Here is a 20,202-nt window from a genome sequence, read left to right as displayed (position 1 = left end):
ATGCCGCAGACCTCCACCCCGAAGTCCGACCTCTTCGAACTCCCCGCCCCCTCGGCGTCCCCCGGCGCGCTCGTCGCGGGCTTCGCCGCGCTGCTGGCCGACGAGACCCGCGCCGTCTTCTGTCTGTCCCTGCTCGACGGGCGCGCCTGGACGGCCGGCGAGCTGGCCCGCGAGGCCGGTGTCGCGGCGTCCACCGCCAGTGAGCACATCGGGAAGCTGATCGCCGCCCGGCTGGTCACCGAGGAGCGGCAGGGCCGCCACCGGTATGTACGGCTGGCCGACGCGACCACCGCCGAGCTGGTCGAGTCGCTGGCCGCGCATGTGATGCCGGGCCGGGACAGCCCGCACATCGTGCGTGCGTCGAGGGCGAGCGGCGCCATGGCGCGCGGCCGTACCTGCTACGACCACTTCGCCGGGCGGCTCGGGGTGACCCTCACCGATGCCATGTCCCGGCGCGGACTGCTGCTCACCGACGCGGGCTTCGCCCTCACCGAGCAGGGCACGGACTGGTTCCGCGAGCGGGGGATCGCGCTGGACGGCGCCGGCCGGCGCCCGGTGGTCAGCTCCTGTCTGGACTGGACGGAGCGCCGGCGCCATCTGGCGGGGGTGGCGGGGGCCGGGCTGTGCCGGCTGGCGCTGGAGTCGAAGTGGTGCGTGCGCATCGGCACGGAGCGGGCGGTGCGGGTGACACCGACCGGTGAGCGTGTCTTCGCCGAGCTGCTGGGGATCGAGCCGGCGAAACTCCGTTAATAGTTCGGTGACAGCCGAACTGTTCAGGGCTTAACATCGCTCCATGGCGAACTCCTCCGGTCCGCGCGCCCAGGCGCGCCCGGCCACCCCGACACCCCCTGCTACCGGCGGCGCGTCCACCCCGGCGACCGGCCGCGCGCAGCCGCTGGCGCTGGCCGCCGCCGGGGTCACCGTCGTCCTCTGGGCGTCGGCCTTCGTCTCCATCCGCAGCGCGGGCGAGGCGTACGCGCCGGGCGCGCTGGCGCTGGGGCGGCTGCTGACCGGCTCGCTGGTGCTGGTCGCGATCCTGCTGATACGCCGTGAAGGGCTGCCGCCGAGGGCCGCCTGGCCCGGCATCGTGGTCTCCGGACTGCTCTGGTTCGGCGGCTACTCGGTGGTTCTCAACTGGGGCGAGCAACTGGTCGACGCGGGCACGGCGTCCCTCGTCGTGAACATCGCGCCGCTGCTGATGGCGCTGCTCGCCTTCCGCCTGCTCGGCGAGAGCCTGGCGCCCCGGCTGCTCACGGGCATGGCGGTCTCCTTCGCCGGCGCCGTGGTGGTCGGCCTGTCGATGGCGGGCGGGGGCAGCACCTCCGTACTGGGCGTGCTGCTCTGCCTGGTGGCGGCGGTGGCGTACGCGGGCGGTGTGGTCGCGCAGAAGCCGACGCTGGCGTACGCGACGCCGTTGCAGGTCACCACGTACGGCGCCCTGATCGGGGCGGTGGGCTGTCTGCCGTTCGGCTGGCAGCTCGTGCGGGACGCCGCGCACGCGCCGCTGTCCGCGACGCTCAACATGGTCTATCTGGGCGTCTTCCCGACCGCGCTGGCGTTCACGACCTGGGCGTACGCCCTGGCCCGTACGACCGCGTCACGGATGGGCGCCACGACGTACGCGGTGCCGGCGATCGTCGTCCTGATGGCCTGGCTGCTGCTGGACGAGATCCCCGGCCCGCTCACGCTCGCCGGTGGTGTGCTCTGTCTGGCGGGTGTGGCGGTGGCACGCTCGCGCTCCCGCCCGGTGACGGACCAACTGCCCGGTGCCTCCTGAGCGTCGGGCACTCCTAGAAGACGATCAGCGCCCGGCCGCCGCGCCCCGCGACCATGGAGTCGAACGCGGCCGGGATCCCGTCCAGCGTGATCCGTTCCGTCACCAGCGCGCCGAGGTCGAGCCGTCCGGCCCGGACGTGTCCGGCGATGACCGGCAGATCGCGGGCCGGGTCGCAGTTGCCGTACACACACCCCGACAGGGTGCGTCCCCAGTGGAACAGCTCCAGCGCGTTGAAGGTGACCTGCTGGTCCTTGCCGCCGATGCCGACGACCGTGGTCCTGCCTCCCCGGCGGGTGGACTCCCAGGCCGTACGGATGGTGACGGCGCGGCCGACGCACTCCACGGCGACGTCCGCCCCGTGCCCGCCGGTCAGCTTGCGGACGTCCTTGGCGGTGGTGGCGGAGGCGACGAGATAGTCGGTGGCTCCGGCCGCCCGCGCCAACTCCTCCTTCTCCGGGGAGACATCGACGGCCACGACGGTCGAGGCCCCGGCGATCCGGGCGGACTGGAGCACGGCAAGACCGACCCCGCCGGCACCGAAGACCACCACGCTCTCGCCCGCCCGCACCCGGGCGGAGTGGTGCACCGCGCCGTACCCGGTCAGTACGGCGCAGCCGAGCAGCGCCGCGTCGGTGAGCGGGATGCCGTCGGGGGCCGGCAGGACGCAGTTCGCGGCGACGACCGTCTCCTCGGCGAACGCCGCGACGTTCAGCCCGGGGTGGAGCGGTGTGCCGTCGGCCGTACGGGCGTGGACGGCGCCCGTGCCGGTCAGCGCCGAGGCGCAGAGCCAGACCTCACCGAGCCGGCAGTGGTGGCACTCGCCGCAGGACGGCGCCCAGTTGAGTACGGCGCCGTCGCCCGGCGCGATGTGGGTGACGCCCTCGCCGACGGACAGGACCGTGCCCGCGCCCTCGTGGCCGAGGACGGCCGGTACGGGCACCCGCATCGTGCCGTCGGTGAGGGACAGGTCGGAGTGGCAGACCCCGGCCGCGGCCAGTCGGATCCGTACCTGGCCGGGGCCGGGCTCGGGCAGTTCGATGTCGGTGATCTCCAACGGAGCCCCGACGGCGGGCAGGACGGCTGCGCGGACCACGATCGTTCTCTCTCCCGGCTCAGAACTGGAGGGACTTGGTCTGGAGGTACTCGGCGAGTCCGTGCGGGCCGAGCTCCCGGCCGACGCCCGACTGCTTGTAACCGCCGAACGGGGCAAGGGGGTTGAACCGGCCGCCGTTGATGTCGACCTGCCCGGTGTCCATCCGCCGCGCGAAGGCGACGGCCTCGTCGTCGTCGCCCGCCCAGACGGCGCCGGCGAGGCCGTAGACGGTGCCGTTGGCGATCCGCAGGGCGTCCTCCTCGTCCTCGTACCGGATGATGGACAGGACGGGGCCGAAGATCTCCTCCTGGGCGACGGTCATCTCGGGGGTGACGTCGGCGAGGACGGTCGGGGCGACGAAGTAGCCGGTGTCGCGCGGGGGTTCGGCGCCGCCCGCGACCAGCCGGGCGCCCTCGGCGACGCCCTTCGCTATGTAGCCGCGCACCCGGGCGTGCTGGGTGGCGTTGACGACGGGGCCCAGACGGCACAGTTCGTCGTGCGGGTCGCCCGCGCGGTACGAGGCGACGGCCGCCGCCGCGGCCTCCACCGCCTCGTCGTACCGGTCGGTGTGGACCAGCATCCGGGTCCACGCGCTGCATGTCTGGCCCGAGTTGGCCATCACGTTGGCGACTCCCGCCTTGACGGCCCTGGCGTGGTCGGCGCTCGGCAGGATCACGTTGGCGGACTTGCCGCCCAGCTCCAGTGCGACGCGTTTGACGGCCGCCCCGGCCGTGGCACCGATCTGCCGGCCGACGGCGGTGGAGCCGGTGAACGAGACCAGGTCGACGTCCTCGTGCGCGGCGAGCGCCTGGCCGGCGACGGCGCCGATCCCGGTGACCACGTTGACGACGCCCGGCGGCAGGCCCGCCTCGTGGACGGCCTCCGCGAAGAGCTGCGCGGTCAGCGGGGTGTCCTCGGCCGGCTTGACGACGATCACACAGCCGGCGGCGAGCGCGGGGGCGACCTTGGCGACGATCTGGTGCAGCGGGTAGTTCCACGGGGTGATCGCGCCGACGACACCGACGGGCTCCATCAGCACCGTCGAGTTGCCGATCCGCTCCTCGAAGGCGTAGGAGGCGGCGAGTTCGGCGTACGAGCCGGCGACGAGCACCGGCACCGAGGCGTGCACCGCCTTCGACAGCCGCAGCGGGGCGCCCAGTTCGGCGGTGACGGTCTCGGCGATCTCGTCCTTGCGGGCGGCCAGCGCGTCCCGCAGGGCGGCCAGGCGCGCCGCGCGTTCGGCGGGCGGGGTGGCGGCCCAGCCGGGGAAGGCGGCCCGCGCGGCCCGTACGGCGGCGTCGATGTCCTCGGCGGTACCGGCCGGGACCTCCGCGATGACCTGCTCGGTCGCCGGGTTGACGACGGCGATGGTGTCGGGCCCGGCGGCGGGGCGCCATTCGCCGCCGATGTACATGCTGTCGTGAGCCTTCATCGCTCGTTCCTCCCGGAGGACTGCCGCGTACGGCTGGGGTCGGCGTCGTCACCCCCAAACTAGCGGTGTTAGTTTTCCGGCGCCAGGTACCCCGGGAGTCCCGAACGTCACATCCCGGGGCGGTCAGGTGTCGATGCCGGGCATGTCCATCGGCGCCGGGCAGATCCGCTGCCCGTAGTCGTCGAAGACATAGAGATGCGCGAGGTCGACCAGGAGCGGCACCTGCGCCCCCGTGCGCAGCCGCATGTCGGGGCCGGTCCGTACGACGAGATCGCTCGCCGAGATCGCGGGGCGGTCCGGGGTGTACGTGGCGGGGTTCGCCGGCTCCCGGTCGTCCAGCGCCACGACGGGACCCGACACATTGACCGGCACCCGGCCGGGGACGTGCGCGGCGGCCCGCTCCCTCAGCCGCTCCAGGACCCCCGGCCCGCTCCGGCCACGGCGGCGGCGCGGGGCGGCCCTGAGGCGTGGCGATTCGAGGTCGGGCACCACGGCGGGCTCCGAGCCGGTGTTGAGATGCACCAGCGCCTCGTGCCCCTGGTACTCCATGTGCTCGACGATGCCGCTCAGCGCGACCTCGCCGGGGCGCGCCTGGCTCGGCGGGGCGATACGCGCCGCCTCGGACCGCAGCCCGACGATGATCTTCCGGCCCTGCTGGATCCGGAGCAACTGGTGGTCGGGGCTGAGGGGTTCGGGCAGGGGCAGCCGCTGCCGGCCGAGATCGATCGACATCCGGCCTTCGAGGGGCGCGTAGACGACGGCCTGGAGCAGATTGATGCGCGGGGTGCCGATGAAGGCGGCGACGAAGACGTTGCACGGCAGCGCGTACACGTCGCGCGGCGAACTGACCTGCTGGAGCACGCCGCCGCGCATCACCGCGACCCGGTCGCCGAGTGACATCGCCTCGGCCTGGTCGTGGGTCACATAGATGGTCGTGACGCCCAACTCGGCCGTCAGCTGCGCTATCTCGGCCCGCACATGGTTGCGCAGCTTGGAGTCCAGGTTGGACAGCGGCTCGTCCATCAGGAACGCGGAGGGGCGCCGCGAGATGGCGCGGCCCATCGCCACGCGCTGCCGCTCACCGCCGGAGAGCTGACTGGGGTAGCGGTCCAGCACATGCTCGATGCCGAGCATCCGGGCGGTGGCCTCGACGCGTGCGGAGCTGTCCTGCCGCGGGCTCTGGAGACTCAGCGGGAAACCGATGTTGTCGCGGTTGGTCATGTTCGGGTAGAGCGCGAAGTTCTGGAACACCATCGCCATCTCGCGGTCGCGCGGCGGCACCAGGTTGGAGCGCTCGCCGTCGAGCAGCAACTCCCCCTCGGTGATGTCCTCCAGACCGGCGACCATGCGCAGCACCGTGGACTTGCCGCACCCCGAGGGGCCGAGGAGCACGACGAACTCACCGGGGTCGATGTCCAGGGAGAACCGGTCCACGGCACGCGTGGTCCGCCCGTACACCTTGCTGACACTGTGCAGAGAGATGGCGCGAGTCATGAGGATGCCGCCCGGAAGGTGAGGTTGAGCGCCTGCGACGCCTGAAGTTAGCCGACTACCCGGGGTCAGGGAATGACTTGCGGCGCCGTCGGGTGGCGGCCGGGGCGATACACCGGAGGCGGTACGGCGGATGCGGGGGCGGCGTCCGGACAGGAGTCGTAGAAAGTGTCGTTCAGCGGCGGTCGCGGCTCTCCTCGGCGGGGACGGGCGACCCGTCGGAAATCCCAACGGCCTTTGCCGGGGCGGGCGTCGGGGCCGACGGCGGCGCGGGCGTCGGGGCCGGATCGCGCGGGGTGGACCGTACGCCCAGTCCCGCCGCGCCCAGCAGCAGCACACCGAGCATCATGAACGGGGCGCCCGTGCCCGCGACCCCGGCGACGAGCCCGGCGGACGCCGGGGCGGCGACCTGCCCGAGGCGGTTGCCGGTGAGCCGGAGCGCCAGCGCCGTGGAGCGGGCCTCCTCGGGCGCCGCCCGGACGACGGTCGTCATCGACAGCGGCTGGCCGACGCCGAGACAGAAACCGAGCGCCACGAGCATCAGGGCCATCCCCCACACCGGTACGGGCAGCGCGATGCCCGCGCAGAGCAGCCCGCCCAGCAGACACGAGCCGGTGAGCAGGACCGTACGTCCCATCCGCTGGATCATCGGGGTCATCACCAGACGGCAGGCGATGGCGGCGGCTGCCCGCAGACTCAGCAGCACACCGATCGTGGTCGGGGAGATGCCCCGCTCCTCGCCGACGACCGGGAGGTACGCGGTGAGGATGTCCGTGGCCGAGAGCACGGCCAGGCTGACGAGGATGCCGCTGGGGACACCGCGGGTGCGCAGAATGCGCCACACGGACACCTTGCCGGGCCCGGCCGCCCCTGCCCCGACCCGCCGCCCGGCCGTCCTGACCGGGCGGGCGGCCGGGACGACCGGCGCCTCTATGCGCCGCAGGCATGTGAGGGAGACGGCCGCGACCCCGGCCGAGACGACCAGGGCGAGGGCGCTCGTACGCCCCATCGCGCCGTCGTGGCCGGAGACCAGCAGCCCGGCGGCGACCGGCCCGACGAGCTGGCCGAGCGACGCGCCGATGGTGAAGTGCCCGAAGTTGCGGTCCTGTTCGGCCGGTGCGCTGCGGCGCGCCACGATGGACTGCGCGCCGATGACGAAGCAGAGATGGCCGAGGCCCATCACTCCGCTCCAGGCGGCGAGCGCGGTCAGGGACCCCGCCGTACCGCTGAGCCCGCAGCCGGCGCCGATGAGCGCGGCGCCGACGGCGAGGAGCGGCACACAGCGTCCCCGGTCGGTCCTGCGCCCCAGCGGTACGGCGGCGAACAGCGGCAGCAGCGCGTACACACCGGCGATGACACCGACCGCGCGCTCGTCGGCGCCGAGCGCGAGGGCCCGGTAGGAGACGGCCGGCCGTGCCATCGACACGGCGGCCTGGGAGAAGGCGAAGGCGATGACGAGGCGCAGCAGCCAGCGTCGGTCCCCCGCCGCCATCAGATGATGCCGAAGAGGATCGCGGCGGCGAGGACGACGAGGGAGGTGAGCACGGCCCACTTGACGGTGAACCTGGTGTGGTCGCCGAACTCGACCTTGGCCATGCCGACGAGGACGTACACGGCGGGGACGAGCGGGCTCGACATGTGCAGCGGCTGGCCGACGATCGAGGCGCGGGCGACCTCCAGCGGGGAGACACCGTGCGCGGCGCCGGCCTCGGCGAGGACGGGCAGGACGCCGAAGTAGAAGCCGTCGTTCGACATGAAGTACGTGAGGGGCAGGCTCAGCAGCCCGGCGACGATTCCCATGTGCGGGCCCATGCCCTCGGGAACGGCGCTCACCAGCCAGTCAGCCATGTGTTCGACCATACCGGTGCCGGTCAGGACGCCGGTGAAGACGGCTGCCGCGAAGACCATGCCGGAGACGTTGAGCACGTTGTCGGCGTGGGCGGCGATCCGGGCCCGCTGGTCGGTCATGGAGGGGAAGTTGACGGTCAGGGCGAGTGCTGCGCCGAGCAGGAAGAGGACCGGGATGGGCAGGAGCTGCATGATCATCGCGGTGAGCAGGACGAGGGTGAGTCCGGCGTTGAACCAGTAGAGGCGGGGGCGCAGGGTCGAGCGGTCGGGGTCCAGGCCCTGGAAGTCGTCGTCCGCGGTCTCTTCGGCGTCGGGGCCCTTGCCGTCGGCGGTACCGGCGGTACCGCCCGCGCCGCCCGCGCCGCCGCCGGTCGCGGTCGCGGTCGCGGTCCGCGGGGCGCCCTTGCCGGCGCCGCCGCTTCCGGCCTCGACCAGCACCGTCTCGGTCGCCGGCTCCAGCACCTCGTCCAGGGTGAGGGTGCCCAGGCGCTTGCGCTCGCGCAGCCCGAGGACGTAGGAGAGGAGGAAGACGGCGAGGAGTCCGACGGCGAGCGCGGGGATCATCGGGACGAAGATGTCGGTGGCGTCGACCTTCAGCGCGGTGGCGGCGCGCGCCGTGGGGCCGCCCCAGGGAAGGGTGTTCATCACGCCGTTCGCCGTGGCGGCGACACCGGTCAGGACGACCAGGCTCATCTTGAGCCGCTTGTAGAGCGGATACATCGCCGAGACGGTGATCATGAAGGTGGTCGAGCCGTCGCCGTCCAGCGAGACGATCGCGGCGAGCAGCGCCGTACCGACCACGATGCGCATCGGGTCGGCCTGGCAGAAGCGCAGGATGCCCCGCACGATCGGGTCGAAGAGTCCGACGTCGATCATCACGCCGAAGTAGACGATGGCGAACATCAGCATCGCCGCGGTCGGCGCGAGTTCGCCGACTCCCTCGATGACGTACTCCCCCAGGTTCGCGCCCTGGCCGACCAGGACGCAGAAGAGCGCGGGGATCAGCACGAGCGCCGCGATCGGGGACATCTTCTTCGTCATGATCAGCACCAGGAAGGTGGCGATCATGACGAATCCGAGGATTGTCAGCATCTGGGATACCTCACGTTCACCGTTGAACTCCCACCCGGATCGGCGGTGCGGATGACGTTAGGTGTCGTTTCCTCGCGTTAACAAGATGTTGACGTGTGAGCAATACGCGCAAAACCCCAGGTCAGACAAGGGTGCTGGTCAGGCCGGGGCCAGCTCGACCGGAAAACCGTTGAGGACGGCCGTCCCGGAGAGCGGGTCGCGGCGGCTGCCGTCGAGCAGTTGGTTGACGTTGACGCCGGGCCGCGCGTGGGCCACCGCCATGCGGGTGCCGGGGCGGTCGTGCCCCCAGCCGTGCGGCACGCTCACGACGCCCGCCCGGACCGTGTCGGTGATCTCCACGGGGAGCGTGATCTCGCCCGCCTCCGTGGTGATCCGCGCCGGGCCGCCGTCCACGAGGCCGAGGCGCCCGGCGTCGTCGGGGTGGACCTGGACGGTGCAGCGGTTCGAACCGCCGTTGAGCGCGGCCACGTTGTGCATCCAGCTGTTGTTGGAGCGCAGATGGCGGCGCCCGACGAGCACCAGGGACGCGGGGACGCCGGTGAGCGCGGCCCGCAGCCGGGGCAGGTCGGCGGCGATCGGCGCGGGGAGCAGTTCGACGCGCCCGCTGCGGGTCTTGAGGATGCCGGGGAGCCGGGGTTTCAGCGGCCCGAGGTCGATGCCGTGCGGCCGGTCGGCGAGCCGGGCGAGGGTGAGCCCCGCCGGGTCGGCGCCGAAGCCGTCGCCGTACGGGCCCAGTCGCAGCATCAGGTCGAGCCGCCGCTCGGGGCCGCCGGGGCCGGTGAGCGCGGCGGCGAGTTCCTTGGCGTCGCGCCCGTGGACGGGCGACAGCGGGTCGGCGACGGCCTTGCCGAGCGTACGGTCGATCACCTGGTCGTCCACCGCCGACGGGTCGGCCCCGTGCATCCCGCCGACCGCCAGCACCAGCCGCGCCAGGATCTCGCACTCGTCCATCGAGCCCGCCGCCAGGGGGACGGCGGCCGGGCTGTAGCGGACCTGGTTGCGTACGGCGAAGCCGTTGAAGGCGAAGTCGAAGTGGGCGCTGCGGGAGGGTGGCGGCGGGGGCAGGACGACGTCCGCGTGCCGCGACGTCTCGTTGAGGTACGGGTCGACGCTGACCATGAAGTCCAGGCCGTCCAGCGCCCGTTCGAGGCGGCTGCCGTCGGGCGCGGAGAGCACGGGGTTGGCCGCGAGGGCGATCACCGCGCGGATCCGCCCGTCACCGGGCGTCTCGATCTCCTCCGCGAGGACGGCGATGGGCAGTTCGCCCTTGGCCTCCGGGTGGCCGCCGACCCGACTGGTCCAGCGGCCGAGGGCGAAGCCCTTGCCGGGGGCCGCCGGGCGGGGCGCGCGGTCGGTGGCGGAGAGCGGGAAGAGCGCGCCGCCCGGCCGGTCGAGATTGCCGGTGAGGGCGTTCAGTACGTCGACCAGCCAGCTGGCGAGCGTGCCGTACTCGACGGTGCAGCTTCCGATGCGTCCGTAGACGGCGGCGGTGGGCGCCGCCGCGAGTTCGCGCGCCAGGGTACGGATCTCCTCGGCGTCCAGGTCACAGGCCGCCGCGACGGCGTCGGGCGTGAAGTCCCGTACGGCTTCGCGGAGTTCGGTGACTCCTTCGAGCCGGTCGGCCAGCGCGCCGGGGTCGGTGAGCCCTTCCTCGAACAGGACATGGGTGAGGGCCGCGAGCAGCAGGGCGTCGGTGCCGGGCCGGATGGCGAGATGCCGGTCGGCGAGGCGCGCGGTGCGGGTACGGCGCGGGTCGACCACGGTGAGGGTGCCGCCGCGCCGGCGCAGGGCCTTGAGCCTGCCGGGGAAGTCGGGGGCGGTGCAGAGGCTGCCGTTGGAGTCCAGCGGGTTGGCGCCCAGCAGCAGCAGATGGTCGGTGCGGTCCAGGTCGGGCACGGGGATCGCGAGGGCGTCGCCGAAGAGCAGACCGGAGGAGACGTGTTTGGGCATCTGGTCGAGGGTGGAGGCGGTGAAGAGGTTACGGGTGCGCAGGACGCCCAGCAGTACGGGCGGGTAGAGGGCGCCGGCCATGGTGTGCACGTTGGGGTTGCCGAGGACGACGCCGACCGACTGCGGTCCGTGCTCCTCGGTCAGCGGGCGCAGCCGGGCCGCGATCAGATCGAACGCCTCGTCCCAACTCGCCTCCCTCAGATCGCCGTTCACCCGGATCAGCGGTGTGCGCAGCCGGTCGGGATCGGCGTCCAGCTCTCCGAAGGAGGCGCCCTTGGGGCAGATGAAGCCCTTGCTGAACACGTCGTCGCGGTCGCCGCGCGCCCCGGTGACCGTGGTGCCCTCGATGGTGAGGGTCAGTCCGCAGGTGGCCTCGCAGAGCGGGCAGACGCGCGGGGCGGTACGGGCGGTGCGGGCGGGGCCGGTGGGCGGCATGGGTCCTCCAGGGCGGCGGCGATGACGCGTGGGCTGCCGCCGAGCATACCGACCGGTACGAACAAAGGAAGGGGGCCGCCGTCAGCCGCGGCGCCGTCAGCCCAGCGTCCGGGCCAGATACGCGCGGACCAGCTCCCGCGTCTCGGCGATGATGTCCGGATCACCCGACACGTCCGTACGGAAGGCGAGTTGGAACAGCGCGTCCGCCGCCTCGACCGCGACCAGCACCGTCCGGCGCAGCGCGGCGTCCGGGGCGCGGCGCAGATGCGCGGCGAGCAGTGCGGTGAGGCGGTCCGCGACGCGGTCGTTGGCGTCGGGCACCGGTTCGGGCCCGGCGGCCGGCGCCGCGCCCCGGCCGGGCGGCCCCGCCGGGATCCGGGTGCCGAAGTCGACCAGGCCGAAGCCGGGCACGGTGCGCTTCATCGATAAGTACTCGTCCAGCACCGCGTCGATCGCCGCCCGCCAGTCGGCGGCCGGGATCGCGGCGAGCCGACGCTCGACGCGGGCGGCGTAGCTGTCCAGATTGCGCCGGGCGAGCGCGTCGGCCATGGCGCGCTTGTTGCCGAAGAAGCGGTAGACCGACCCGATGGGGACGCCCGCCCTGGTGGCGACGGCGCGGGTGGACAGCTCCTCGTAGCCGGTCTCGTCCAGCAGCTCGGCGCAGGCGTCGAGAATCCGGGCGAGGCGTGCCGCGCTGCGCCGCTGCACGGGGACCGTGCGCAGGCCTGGCGTCGCGTTGGGTCCGGCGCTGACTCCGTGCACGGGCTGGCCCACCCTTCGGCGCGATGTGCGGTGTTGCCGCCCTTCGAGTCTCCCTCGTGACGGGCCGCCGTTCGAGACGGCGGGAGCGTACTTCTGCTCGCAACTTCCGACCGCGACTACCGACTGCGGCGACCCGTCGCGGCTTCCGATCGCGCGGGCGTCTCTTTCGGACAACGTGATCCCGTCCGCCTGTCCCCGTTGACGAGCCGCCGACTCAATCCTACGGTGGACCATAGGATTCAGTGAACCGGCAGCACAGCGACACGGGGAGCGACGATGAGCGGCAGCGAGCAGGCGAGGAAGACCGCCGAGGGCCTGGCGTACGCCACCGGCTTCGGCAACGAGCACAGCTCGGAGGCCGTGCCGGGCGCCCTGCCCGTGGGCCGCAACTCGCCGCAGAGAGCCCCACTCGGTCTGTACGCGGAGCAGTTGAGCGGCAGCGCCTTCACCGAGCCCCGCGCGCACAACCGCCGCTCCTGGCTCTACCGGATCCGCCCGTCGGCGGCGCACCCGCCGTTCACCCGGACCGACAACGGCACGCTGCGCGCCGCGCCGTTCACCGAGTCCGTGCCCGACCCCAACCGGCTGCGCTGGGACCCACTGCCGCGGCCGGAGCCCGGCACGGACTTCCTGGCGGGTCTCTGGACACTCGGCGGCAACGGTGACGCGGCGCGGCGCACGGGAATGGCCGTGCATCTGTACCACGCCAACTCCCCCATGACGGACCGGGTGTTCAGCGATTCCGACGGGGAGCTGCTGATCGTCCCCGAGCACGGCGGGCTGCTGATCGTCACCGAGTTCGGCCTGCTGGCCGCCCGCCCCGGCGAGATCGCGCTGATCCCGCGCGGTGTGCGCTTCCGGGTCGAGCTGCTGGAGGAGACGGCGCGCGGATACGTCTGCGAGAACTACGGCAGCCCCTTCGTCCTCCCCGACCTCGGCCCGATCGGCGCCAACGGCCTGGCGAACGCGCGGGACTTCCTGGCCCCCGTCGCCGCGTACGAGGACGTCGAGCGCCCGACCGAGGTGGTCAACAAGTTCTGCGGGAATCTGTGGACCGCCACCTACGACCACTCCCCGCTCGATGTCGTCGCCTGGCACGGCAACCATCTGCCGTACGTCTACGACCTGCGCCGGTTCAATGTGATCGGCACCATCAGCTACGACCACCCCGATCCGTCGATCTTCACGGTGCTGACCTCGCCGTCGGACACCCCGGGCCTCGCGGGTGTGGACTTCGTCGTCTTCGCGCCGCGCTGGCTGGTCGGCGAGAACACCTTCCGGCCGCCGTACTTCCACCGCAATGTGATGAGCGAGTACATGGGCCTGATCGAGGGCGCGTATGACGCCAAGACAGCCGGCAAGGGGGGTTTCGTGCCCGGCGGCGGCTCGCTGCACAACATGATGTCGGCGCACGGGCCCGACCGGGAGACGTTCGACCGGGCCAGTGCCGCCGAGCTGAAACCGCAGCGGATCGACGACGGACTGGCGTTCATGTTCGAGACGCGCTGGCCGGTGACGGCGACCGCCCAGGCGGCGACGGCCGGGCATCTTCAGAAGGGTTACGACGACGTGTGGCAGGGTCTGGAGCGCCACTTCAGGCCGTCTGCCGGCCCGGCCGCCCCCACCGACAGACCCTGACCCCGACCCGGAGCCCGCCGTGACCGCATTCGCACCCGATTCGCTGGTCCTCAACCGCAAGCTGCCGCTCTGGTACCAGGTCTCGCAGTCGCTGCGCGCCTCCATACTCGGCCGGCGTCCGCACGACCCGCTGCGCCTGCCCACGGAGGAGCAGTTGGCCGGGCACTACGGCGTCAGTGTCCTGACGATGCGTCAGGCGCTCAAGGAGCTGGAGCAGGAGGGTCTGATCAGCCGGCACCGGCGGCGGGGCACGTTCATCGAGCCGGGCGCGCGGCGCGGCGCTCCCCGCCGGCTGCTGGGCTCGGTCGACGCCGTCGTGGCGCAGCAGTCGGGCGAGCGGACGACGGTGATCGGCCACGGCCGGGCGCTGGTGCCCGGCGAGGTGGCGGAGTACTTCCCGGGCGTCGACGAGGTGGCCGTCTACCGGCGGCTGCGCCGCGACGGCGAGAGCGGCGAGCCGGTCAACTGGGCGGAGAACGCGGTGCGTACGGAGGTCGCGGACCGTCTCGATCCCGGCGATCTGGAACGCTGGCCGATGACCAAGGTGCTGCGCGACGTGCTGGGTGTGAAGATCGGCCGGATCACGGACACGGTGGAGGCCACGCTCGCCGACCCGGTCACGGCCGATCTGCTCCAAGTGCCCTTGCTCAGCCCGATCCTGCACTACACGGGTGTCACGTACGACGCGGACGGCCGGGTCGTGGACGTGGCGAGGATCCGCTACCGGGGCGACCGCTTCTCGTTCTCGGTCACGATGGAGACGGACTGACCGGCCACGGCCGGCTTCGGCCGACCGGCCCGCCGCCGCGCCCGCTCGGTACGCTTTCCCGGACGGCACGTAACGGACCGGGGAGGGGTGTGCCCGTATGACGGCCGTGTCGGCCCCGCTGCTGAGCGATCTGATGCCGTGGTCGGTGGCGCCGCTGCGGCTGGGGCGCGGCTGGATCCTGGCCCCCGACGCCGCCTCGCTCACCGCACGCTGGGACACCCTGATACGGGCCACGGGCGCCGAGCGGGAGGCGCTGTTCCGGCCGACCCGCTCCCGTACGCCGGACAGCGCGGTTGCCGCGCTGCCGGGGCAGCTCACGGGCACGGGGAGATTCGCCCGGGAGTCCGGGCGGTGTCCGGCGCCGCTGCGGGTGGGGCACGGCCCGTTCGACGAGCGGTTCGTGATCCCCGACCACCGGCTGATCGACGCGGCCAGGCCGGAGCTGTGGCGGGTCGCCGACGAGCGTCAGCTCTTCGCCGTGGAGCAGGGGTTCGTCCCCGGCGAGCCGGGTCCGCCGCTGCTGGTGAGCGCCCTGTTGCCGGACGGCCGCTCCCCCGCCGGGCGGCCCGGCCGGATCCGGCCGCTGTTCCGGCGGCCCGGCGGCGCCGAACCGAATCTGACGCCGGGCCTCGTGGAGGCGCTGACCGCGCGCCTCGGACACGAGGTCACGCCGCGCCAGTTGCTCGACTGGTCTCTCGCCGCCGCCCGGCCGTCGGCGCGCGGCTGTGTGGTGCCGCTGACCGCCGACCCGGCCCTGTGGGCGGCCGGTGTGGAGCTGGGCGCCCTGCTGACCGGCATCCAACTGCGCGGCGCGCGGGGCGGGGAGCGCCACCGGCTGCCCGGTGGCCGCAGGCCGTACGTACGCGCGGCGGTCCCCGCGCGGCCCACGACCATCGGTTACGACCCCGAGGACGAGACGCTGCACCTGGGTGCCGGCCGGATCTCCCCCGTGCCGGCCGAGGCGTGGGATTTCCGGGTCGGCGGGGTCCGGATGATCGAGCTGTGGTTCGAGCGGCGTGCCGGGATCCCGGGGCCCGGCACCCTGGAGGCGATCGGGCCGCGCGCCTGGCCGCGGGAGTGGACCTCGGAGCTGCTGGAGCTGATCACCGTCCTGGCGCTGCTCGCCGGAGCGCGGCCCCGGCAGCGCGAGCTGGCCGAGGCCCTGGACGACGGACCGGTGTTCGGAGCCGCCGAGCTGCGGGCCGCCGGTGTGCTGCCGGTACCGGACCGGGCCCGGCGTCCCGCCTCCGTGCTCGACCACCACGAGGAGGGCCCGGACGGCCAGTTCGCCCTGATCTGAGCCGCCCGGGGACGGGAGGTCAGCCGCGTGCGAACGAGTCCAGCACCCGGCTCAGCGCCCGGTCGAAGACGGCCTCCATGTCGACCGGCCCCGAGTCCGCGGCGACGGCCGCCGCCAGCCGGGGATAGCGCCCGGTGGCAAGCTGCTTCGCCAGATGGGCCGCCCTGATCTCCTGCTCCCGCTCGGCCGACCAGGGCAGTGAGCGGATGCGCTCGGCGGTCTCGATCTCGTTGGCCACATAGGTGGTGACCACGCCGTTCACCATCGCCACCAGCTCGACCTTCTGACCGTACGGCAGGTCGAGCGGGTCCAGGCACCACAGGCTGAATTCGAGGAACTTCATCGAGTTCGGGCTGAAGCCGTAGGCCGACTGCATCAGGCGCGCCATCCATGGATGGCGCCGCATGATCGCCCGCGCCCGGTGGGCGAGGGCCGTCAGATCGGCCCGCCAGTCGCCGGTGGGCCGCTCCGGCAGGTCGTGCTCCTCCGCGACGAGGTCGACCATCAGCTCGTACAGGTCCTCCTTGCGCGGCACGTAGTTGTACAGCGACATCGTGCCGCAGCCCAGCTCCCCGGCGACGCGGCGCATGGAGACGGCGTCCAGGCCGTCGTCGTCCGCGATCCGTACAGCGACGGCCGCGATCTCGGCGCGGGTGTACGCGGGCCTCGGGCCACGGGCGGCGCGCTCGGGACGGGACCAGATCACTTCGGGTTCAGCAGGTCGCCCCGCCATCGGTCATCACCTCGTGCCCATTCTCCCCCGGAAGCTCCCCCGGAAGTCCAGTTACGTACAGCGTACGTAGTGGGGTACGGTGAGCCGCATGGATACTACGTACGCTGTACTTAGTGAAGGTCTGGAGAAGCGGTTCGGTGACGTCCACGCCCTGCGCGGGCTGGATCTCGCCATCACCCGGGGCACGGTCTGCGGGGTGCTGGGACCGAACGGCGCGGGCAAGACCACCGCCGTACGCGTCCTCACCACGCTCAGCGCACCGGACGGCGGCTCAGCCAGGGTCGCCGGGCACGACATCGTGAGCGACGCCGCCGCGGTCCGCGCGGCGATCGGCGTCGCCGGCCAGAACGCCTCCGTGGACGGCGAGTTGACCGGCCGGGAGAATCTCCGGCTCTTCGCCAGACTGCTGCGGCTGCGCGGAGCGGCGGGCCGGGCCCGCGCCGACGAACTGCTGGAGCGGTTCGAACTCGACCAGGCGGCCGACCGGGCCGCCCGCACCTACTCCGGCGGGATGCGCCGCCGGCTGGATCTGGCGTCCAGCCTCCTCACCCGGCCACAGGTGCTCTTCCTCGACGAGCCGACGACCGGGCTCGACCCGCAGAGCCGGGGCCAGATCTGGACGGCGGTACGCGAGCTGGCCGACGAGGGGACGACCGTCCTGCTCACCACCCAGTATCTGGAGGAGGCCGACCAACTGGCCGACGACATCGTGCTGATCGACCACGGCAGGGCGGCGCACCGGGGCACGCCCGCCGCGCTCAAGTCCCGGATCGGGTCGTACGCGGAGGTGGTGCTGGCCGACGACACCACGGAGGGGGCCTTTCTCGCCGCGGCGGGCGTGCTCGACCAACTGACGGGCACCGAGCCGGTGATCGAGCGGGACCGGCGGGCGGTGGGAGCCGTGACGACCGACGGCACTCTCACCCTGCCCCGGATCGTGCGCGCGCTGGACGCGGCCGGGGTGCCGGTGGTCGACGTGAGCCTGCGCCCGCCGACGCTGGACGAGGTGTTCCTGCGGCTGACCGGCGGGACGGGCGCGCCCCCTGCCGCCGCACCGACCACGACCACGACCACCACCACGGCCACGGCCACGGCCACGGCCACGGTCCGGACCATCGAGGAGAGCGCCGCGTGAGCACCGTCGCCTACGACAGCACGGCCGTCCTCGGCCGCCATCTCCAGCGCATCAGGCACTCCCCCGGGGTGGTGGTCCTCACCCAGACCATGCCGATCACGATGCTGCTGTTCTTCGGCTTCGTCTTCGGCAGCGCGCTGGCGACACCCGGCCAGGAGTACCGGGCCTTCCTGGTGCCGGGACTGCTGGCGGCCACGGCGGCCGGGGGCATCATGACCGGCATGTTCCAGTCCGCGCAGGACGCCCAGCGCGGAGTGATGGACCGGTTCCGCACGCTGCCGATGAGCCGGATCGCCGTACCGCTTGGGCAGACGGCGGCGGATCTGGTCACCACCGTGGTGGGCATGGTGCCGTTGGTGCTCGTGGGTCTGGCGGTGGGCTGGCGGATCGAGGGCGGCGTCCCGGGCGCGCTCGGGGCCTTCGGACTGCTGCTGCTCTTCCGCTTCGCCGCCAACTGGCTCGGCGCGTATCTCGGGCTGCTCATCCGCGACGAGGAGATCGCCGGTCAACTGGGCAGCGTGACCTTCGTCCTGCCGCTGATCTCGAACGCTTACATCCCCACGGAGGGCCTGCCGGGCTGGCTGCGCGTGGTGGCCGAGTGGAACCCGATCAGCGCGGTCGCCGCCGCCGTACGCGATCTGTGCGGCAACGCAACGCCGAACGCCGAAGCGGCCTGGCCGTCGGCCGAGCCGGTGGCTGGCGCGCTGCTGTGGAGTCTGCTGCTCCTGGTGGTGTTCGTGCCGCTGACGGTCCGCAGATACACCAGGAGCGGCGAGTAACCGCTCGGGCGAACAGCCGGCGGGGTGAACGGCCGGCGGGGTGAACGGCCGGTCAGGGCGAACAGCCCGTCGCCGCCGTCCTGTTGGGCCGCCGGTTCACCTGGCCGGGTGGTGAGGTGGCGGCACCGTGGGACGGGGACGGTCCGGGCACTCGGCGAGCACACCGACGCACCGCCGCGCGCCCTGGGAGTGACGGGCGAGCGGGGAGCGGCGCTGCGTCGGTACGGCGTGATCGCCCGAGCGCTGTCCGGGGGTCGGCGGACGCCGACCGGCTGAGTCAGCGGCGGCTGCCGAAGAGGGACCGTCGCAGCCGCCGGAGCGGTGCGAACAGGGAGACACGCGCGCTCTTGCGGGTCCGTACCTCGTCCCGCGAGGTCAACTCCCGCATCAGCATCGTCGCCTCGGCCGTCTCGCGCTGCGGGACGGCGGGGCCGCCCAGCACCGACAGATGACGGTCGAGCCGTGAACTGGTCGCGCTGCTCCCACATGTGATGGCAGGGACTCGCGCCCTGCTGTGCACCGTTATCTGATCCATGTCACTCCCCACCCGTACGAGGGCACCCGGCTCGGGCAGGTTAACCCTATCGCCCCCATGGGACACACGTGTATCCCGCCTCGGGGATTGACAACACCCGTCGGGGGATGGCACCCCGCCCGGTGAATCCATTGTATTCCAGGGCGAGTTGGACAATCGACCACGGAAATGTTCGATCGCGTCGAACGTCGATTCCTGTCCGCCCGCCCGAGGGGACGGGCGGACAGGTGCGGACCCGGCGGTCAGTTCGTACGATCCGCGATTGGGTCAGACGGCCGAATCGGACGGCCGGCCCGGCGGTGGTCAGACGGCCGAGGAGAAGGCCGGCAGATAACCACCCGACTGGCCCTGGGCCGTGGGGTGGTAGGACTCACCGAGCGGGAACGTGACGCTGTGCAGCCAGGTCGACGGCGAGCAGATCTCGTGCCCGCTGAAGGTGCCGGTCACGTCCGCGTAGCGGAAGCCGTGGTCGGCGGCGCGCTTGGCCAGCAGGCTGTTGAGGTGGTCGGCCGCGCCGTTGATGGCGCCGCGCTCGACCTCGGTCATGCCCACCACGCACGTGCCGGCCAGCTGGTAGAAGCGCGGGTAGCCGATGACGACGACCTGCGCGGCCGGCGCCTTGGCGCTGATCGCGTCGTAGACGGCGTCCAGTTGGCCGGGCAGCGTCGAATCGACGTAGGCCCGCGCCGTGTTGACCCGATTCACACAACTGGCCTCGGACTGGAGGACACAGGTCGTCATGACGTCGGCGAAACCGGCGTCGTTGCCGCCGACGGTGATGCTGACGAGGTCCGTCCCGGAGTTGACGGGGCCGAGCTGGCTGCCGGTCACATCACCCGTACGAGCGCCCGAGCAGGCGGTGAAGGCGAACGACGAGGGTGAGTTGGCGGCGGCCCAGAGGGACGGGTACGCCTTGCTGCTGCGCTTGCAGTTGCCGCTGGCGCTGTCGTAGGGACCGGCTCCGAGGCCGGAGGAGTAGGAGTCGCCGAGGGCGACATAGTCGAGCGCCGCCGCCTCGGCCGCCTGGGCCTGGCCCGCTCCGGTGAACGCGAGAACGGCACCGAGCAGGAGCGTGGACGAGAACGCGGCGAATCTGGACAGCTTCATGGAACCTCCATCGAGCAGGATCTCTGCTCCAACGTTCGTACCAGGCACAGGACTTCGCTGGAAGTGTTCATGCCAAGTAGATCCGGTGACAACTTGCAGATGGACGCGCGTATACCGCTCGAAGTGGCCCGAACGGGATCGCACCGCTTAACAGATCGAGTTAATCGGAACACGGAGGTTCCGGAAACCACCGTCGAAGTAAGGCCAAATAGCAAATAGGCGCGGTCATGTCGCAGCCCTTGCCATACAGTCGTAAGTATCAATACCTTCTGACATCCACCCGCATCGGTCCGTCATGGAGAGCGACTTCAGGGGAGGGCTCGGAC

General features: G+C 72.4%; 17 protein-coding genes. 7 read left to right on the top strand and 10 right to left on the bottom strand.

Annotated features, from left to right (window positions below; genetic code table 11):
- Both ACFYNU_RS23320 and ACFYNU_RS23315 read left to right on the top strand, forming a co-directional pair.
- Positions 1-750, top strand: coding sequence for a winged helix-turn-helix domain-containing protein (locus ACFYNU_RS23320; protein ID WP_356588434.1), 750 nt, complete (start codon positions 1-3; stop codon positions 748-750).
- A 43-nt stretch (positions 751-793) separates the two neighbouring features.
- Positions 794-1,777, top strand: a complete 984-nt coding sequence (locus ACFYNU_RS23315) for a DMT family transporter (protein WP_356588432.1) — start codon at positions 794-796, stop codon at positions 1,775-1,777.
- A gap of 13 nt (positions 1,778-1,790) precedes the next feature.
- Here the strand turns inward: ACFYNU_RS23315 and ACFYNU_RS23310 are convergent, their stop codons facing one another.
- From ACFYNU_RS23310 to ACFYNU_RS23280, 7 genes are all read right to left on the bottom strand, one after another.
- Entirely contained in the window at positions 1,791-2,870 is a 1,080-nt protein-coding gene (locus ACFYNU_RS23310; protein ID WP_356588429.1) for a Zn-dependent alcohol dehydrogenase, read from the bottom strand.
- 19 nt (positions 2,871-2,889) lie between these two features.
- A complete protein-coding gene (locus ACFYNU_RS23305) occupies positions 2,890-4,302 on the bottom strand; it encodes an aldehyde dehydrogenase family protein (protein ID WP_356588427.1) in 1,413 nt (470 codons plus the stop codon).
- Between the two features lie 123 nt (positions 4,303-4,425).
- Positions 4,426-5,796: an ABC transporter ATP-binding protein gene (locus tag ACFYNU_RS23300; RefSeq protein ID WP_356588425.1), complete on the bottom strand. Its 1,371-nt coding sequence runs from the start codon at positions 5,794-5,796 to the stop codon at positions 4,426-4,428.
- 172 nt (positions 5,797-5,968) lie between these two features.
- Complete coding sequence (locus ACFYNU_RS23295; protein ID WP_356588423.1) at positions 5,969-7,285, bottom strand: MFS transporter; 1,317 nt, start codon at positions 7,283-7,285, stop codon at positions 5,969-5,971.
- Complete coding sequence (locus ACFYNU_RS23290; protein WP_356588421.1) at positions 7,285-8,733, bottom strand: citrate:proton symporter; 1,449 nt, start codon at positions 8,731-8,733, stop codon at positions 7,285-7,287. The genes ACFYNU_RS23295 and ACFYNU_RS23290 overlap by 1 nt, the downstream gene beginning before the upstream one ends.
- A gap of 138 nt (positions 8,734-8,871) precedes the next feature.
- A complete protein-coding gene (locus ACFYNU_RS23285; RefSeq protein ID WP_356588419.1) occupies positions 8,872-11,118 on the bottom strand; it encodes a molybdopterin oxidoreductase family protein in 2,247 nt (748 codons plus the stop codon).
- 96 nt (positions 11,119-11,214) lie between these two features.
- On the bottom strand, positions 11,215-11,880 hold the full coding sequence (locus tag ACFYNU_RS23280; protein ID WP_356588417.1) for a TetR/AcrR family transcriptional regulator: 666 nt from the start codon (positions 11,878-11,880) through the stop codon (positions 11,215-11,217).
- A gap of 276 nt (positions 11,881-12,156) precedes the next feature.
- Here ACFYNU_RS23280 and hmgA point away from each other — a divergent pair, with 276 nt between their 5' ends.
- The 3 genes from hmgA to ACFYNU_RS23265 all read left to right on the top strand — a co-directional run bounded on the left by hmgA (position 12,157) and on the right by ACFYNU_RS23265 (position 15,587).
- On the top strand, positions 12,157-13,518 hold the full coding sequence (hmgA, locus tag ACFYNU_RS23275; RefSeq protein ID WP_356588415.1) for a homogentisate 1,2-dioxygenase: 1,362 nt from the start codon (positions 12,157-12,159) through the stop codon (positions 13,516-13,518).
- Between the two features lie 19 nt (positions 13,519-13,537).
- Positions 13,538-14,287, top strand: coding sequence for a GntR family transcriptional regulator (locus ACFYNU_RS23270; protein ID WP_356588413.1), 750 nt, complete (start codon positions 13,538-13,540; stop codon positions 14,285-14,287).
- 97 nt (positions 14,288-14,384) lie between these two features.
- Complete coding sequence (locus ACFYNU_RS23265) at positions 14,385-15,587, top strand: type ISP restriction/modification enzyme (RefSeq protein ID WP_356588411.1); 1,203 nt, start codon at positions 14,385-14,387, stop codon at positions 15,585-15,587.
- Positions 15,588-15,606: 19 nt separating this feature from the next.
- Here ACFYNU_RS23265 and ACFYNU_RS23260 read toward each other — a convergent pair whose 3' ends face one another.
- Complete coding sequence (locus ACFYNU_RS23260) at positions 15,607-16,320, bottom strand: TetR/AcrR family transcriptional regulator (RefSeq protein ID WP_356588409.1); 714 nt, start codon at positions 16,318-16,320, stop codon at positions 15,607-15,609.
- Between the two features lie 88 nt (positions 16,321-16,408).
- On the opposite strand from ACFYNU_RS23260, the gene ACFYNU_RS23255 reads away from it, so the two are divergent.
- On the top strand, positions 16,409-17,455 hold the full coding sequence (locus tag ACFYNU_RS23255) for an ATP-binding cassette domain-containing protein (RefSeq protein ID WP_356588407.1): 1,047 nt from the start codon (positions 16,409-16,411) through the stop codon (positions 17,453-17,455).
- Positions 17,452-18,234, top strand: a complete 783-nt coding sequence (locus tag ACFYNU_RS23250) for an ABC transporter permease (RefSeq protein ID WP_356588405.1) — start codon at positions 17,452-17,454, stop codon at positions 18,232-18,234. The genes ACFYNU_RS23255 and ACFYNU_RS23250 overlap by 4 nt, the downstream gene beginning before the upstream one ends.
- Positions 18,235-18,511: 277 nt before the next feature.
- On the opposite strand, the gene ACFYNU_RS23245 is transcribed toward ACFYNU_RS23250, so the two are convergent.
- Positions 18,512-18,769: a hypothetical protein gene (locus ACFYNU_RS23245; RefSeq protein ID WP_356588403.1), complete on the bottom strand. Its 258-nt coding sequence runs from the start codon at positions 18,767-18,769 to the stop codon at positions 18,512-18,514.
- A gap of 303 nt (positions 18,770-19,072) precedes the next feature.
- A complete protein-coding gene (locus tag ACFYNU_RS23240; RefSeq protein WP_356588401.1) occupies positions 19,073-19,876 on the bottom strand; it encodes an SGNH/GDSL hydrolase family protein in 804 nt (267 codons plus the stop codon).
- Between the last annotated feature and the right edge of the window lie 326 nt (positions 19,877-20,202).

The organism is Streptomyces sp. NPDC006643, assembly GCF_042870175.1.
In the GTDB taxonomy this organism is placed as follows: Bacteria; Actinomycetota; Actinomycetes; order Streptomycetales; family Streptomycetaceae; genus Streptomyces.
This window is presented reverse-complemented; position numbering and strand designations above follow the sequence as displayed.

Excerpts from the sequence above, each read along its gene's own strand:
- ACFYNU_RS23240 (WP_356588401.1), bottom strand. The coding sequence starts at position 19,876 with ATGAAGCTGTCCAGATTCGCCGCGTTCTCGTCCACGCTCCTGCTCGGT.
- ACFYNU_RS23290 (WP_356588421.1), bottom strand. The coding sequence starts at position 8,733 with ATGCTGACAATCCTCGGATTCGTCATGATCGCCACCTTCCTGGTGCTG.
- ACFYNU_RS23295 (WP_356588423.1), bottom strand. The coding sequence starts at position 7,285 with ATGGCGGCGGGGGACCGACGCTGGCTGCTGCGCCTCGTCATCGCCTTC.
- ACFYNU_RS23315 (WP_356588432.1), top strand. The coding sequence starts at position 794 with ATGGCGAACTCCTCCGGTCCGCGCGCCCAGGCGCGCCCGGCCACCCCG.
- ACFYNU_RS23285 (WP_356588419.1), bottom strand. The coding sequence starts at position 11,118 with ATGCCGCCCACCGGCCCCGCCCGCACCGCCCGTACCGCCCCGCGCGTC.
- ACFYNU_RS23245 (WP_356588403.1), bottom strand. The coding sequence starts at position 18,769 with ATGGATCAGATAACGGTGCACAGCAGGGCGCGAGTCCCTGCCATCACA.
- ACFYNU_RS23305 (WP_356588427.1), bottom strand. The coding sequence starts at position 4,302 with ATGAAGGCTCACGACAGCATGTACATCGGCGGCGAATGGCGCCCCGCC.
- ACFYNU_RS23300 (WP_356588425.1), bottom strand. The coding sequence starts at position 5,796 with ATGACTCGCGCCATCTCTCTGCACAGTGTCAGCAAGGTGTACGGGCGG.
- ACFYNU_RS23255 (WP_356588407.1), top strand. The coding sequence starts at position 16,409 with ATGGATACTACGTACGCTGTACTTAGTGAAGGTCTGGAGAAGCGGTTC.
- ACFYNU_RS23260 (WP_356588409.1), bottom strand. The coding sequence starts at position 16,320 with ATGGCGGGGCGACCTGCTGAACCCGAAGTGATCTGGTCCCGTCCCGAG.
- ACFYNU_RS23265 (WP_356588411.1), top strand. The coding sequence starts at position 14,385 with ATGACGGCCGTGTCGGCCCCGCTGCTGAGCGATCTGATGCCGTGGTCG.
- ACFYNU_RS23320 (WP_356588434.1), top strand. The coding sequence starts at position 1 with ATGCCGCAGACCTCCACCCCGAAGTCCGACCTCTTCGAACTCCCCGCC.
- hmgA (WP_356588415.1), top strand. The coding sequence starts at position 12,157 with ATGAGCGGCAGCGAGCAGGCGAGGAAGACCGCCGAGGGCCTGGCGTAC.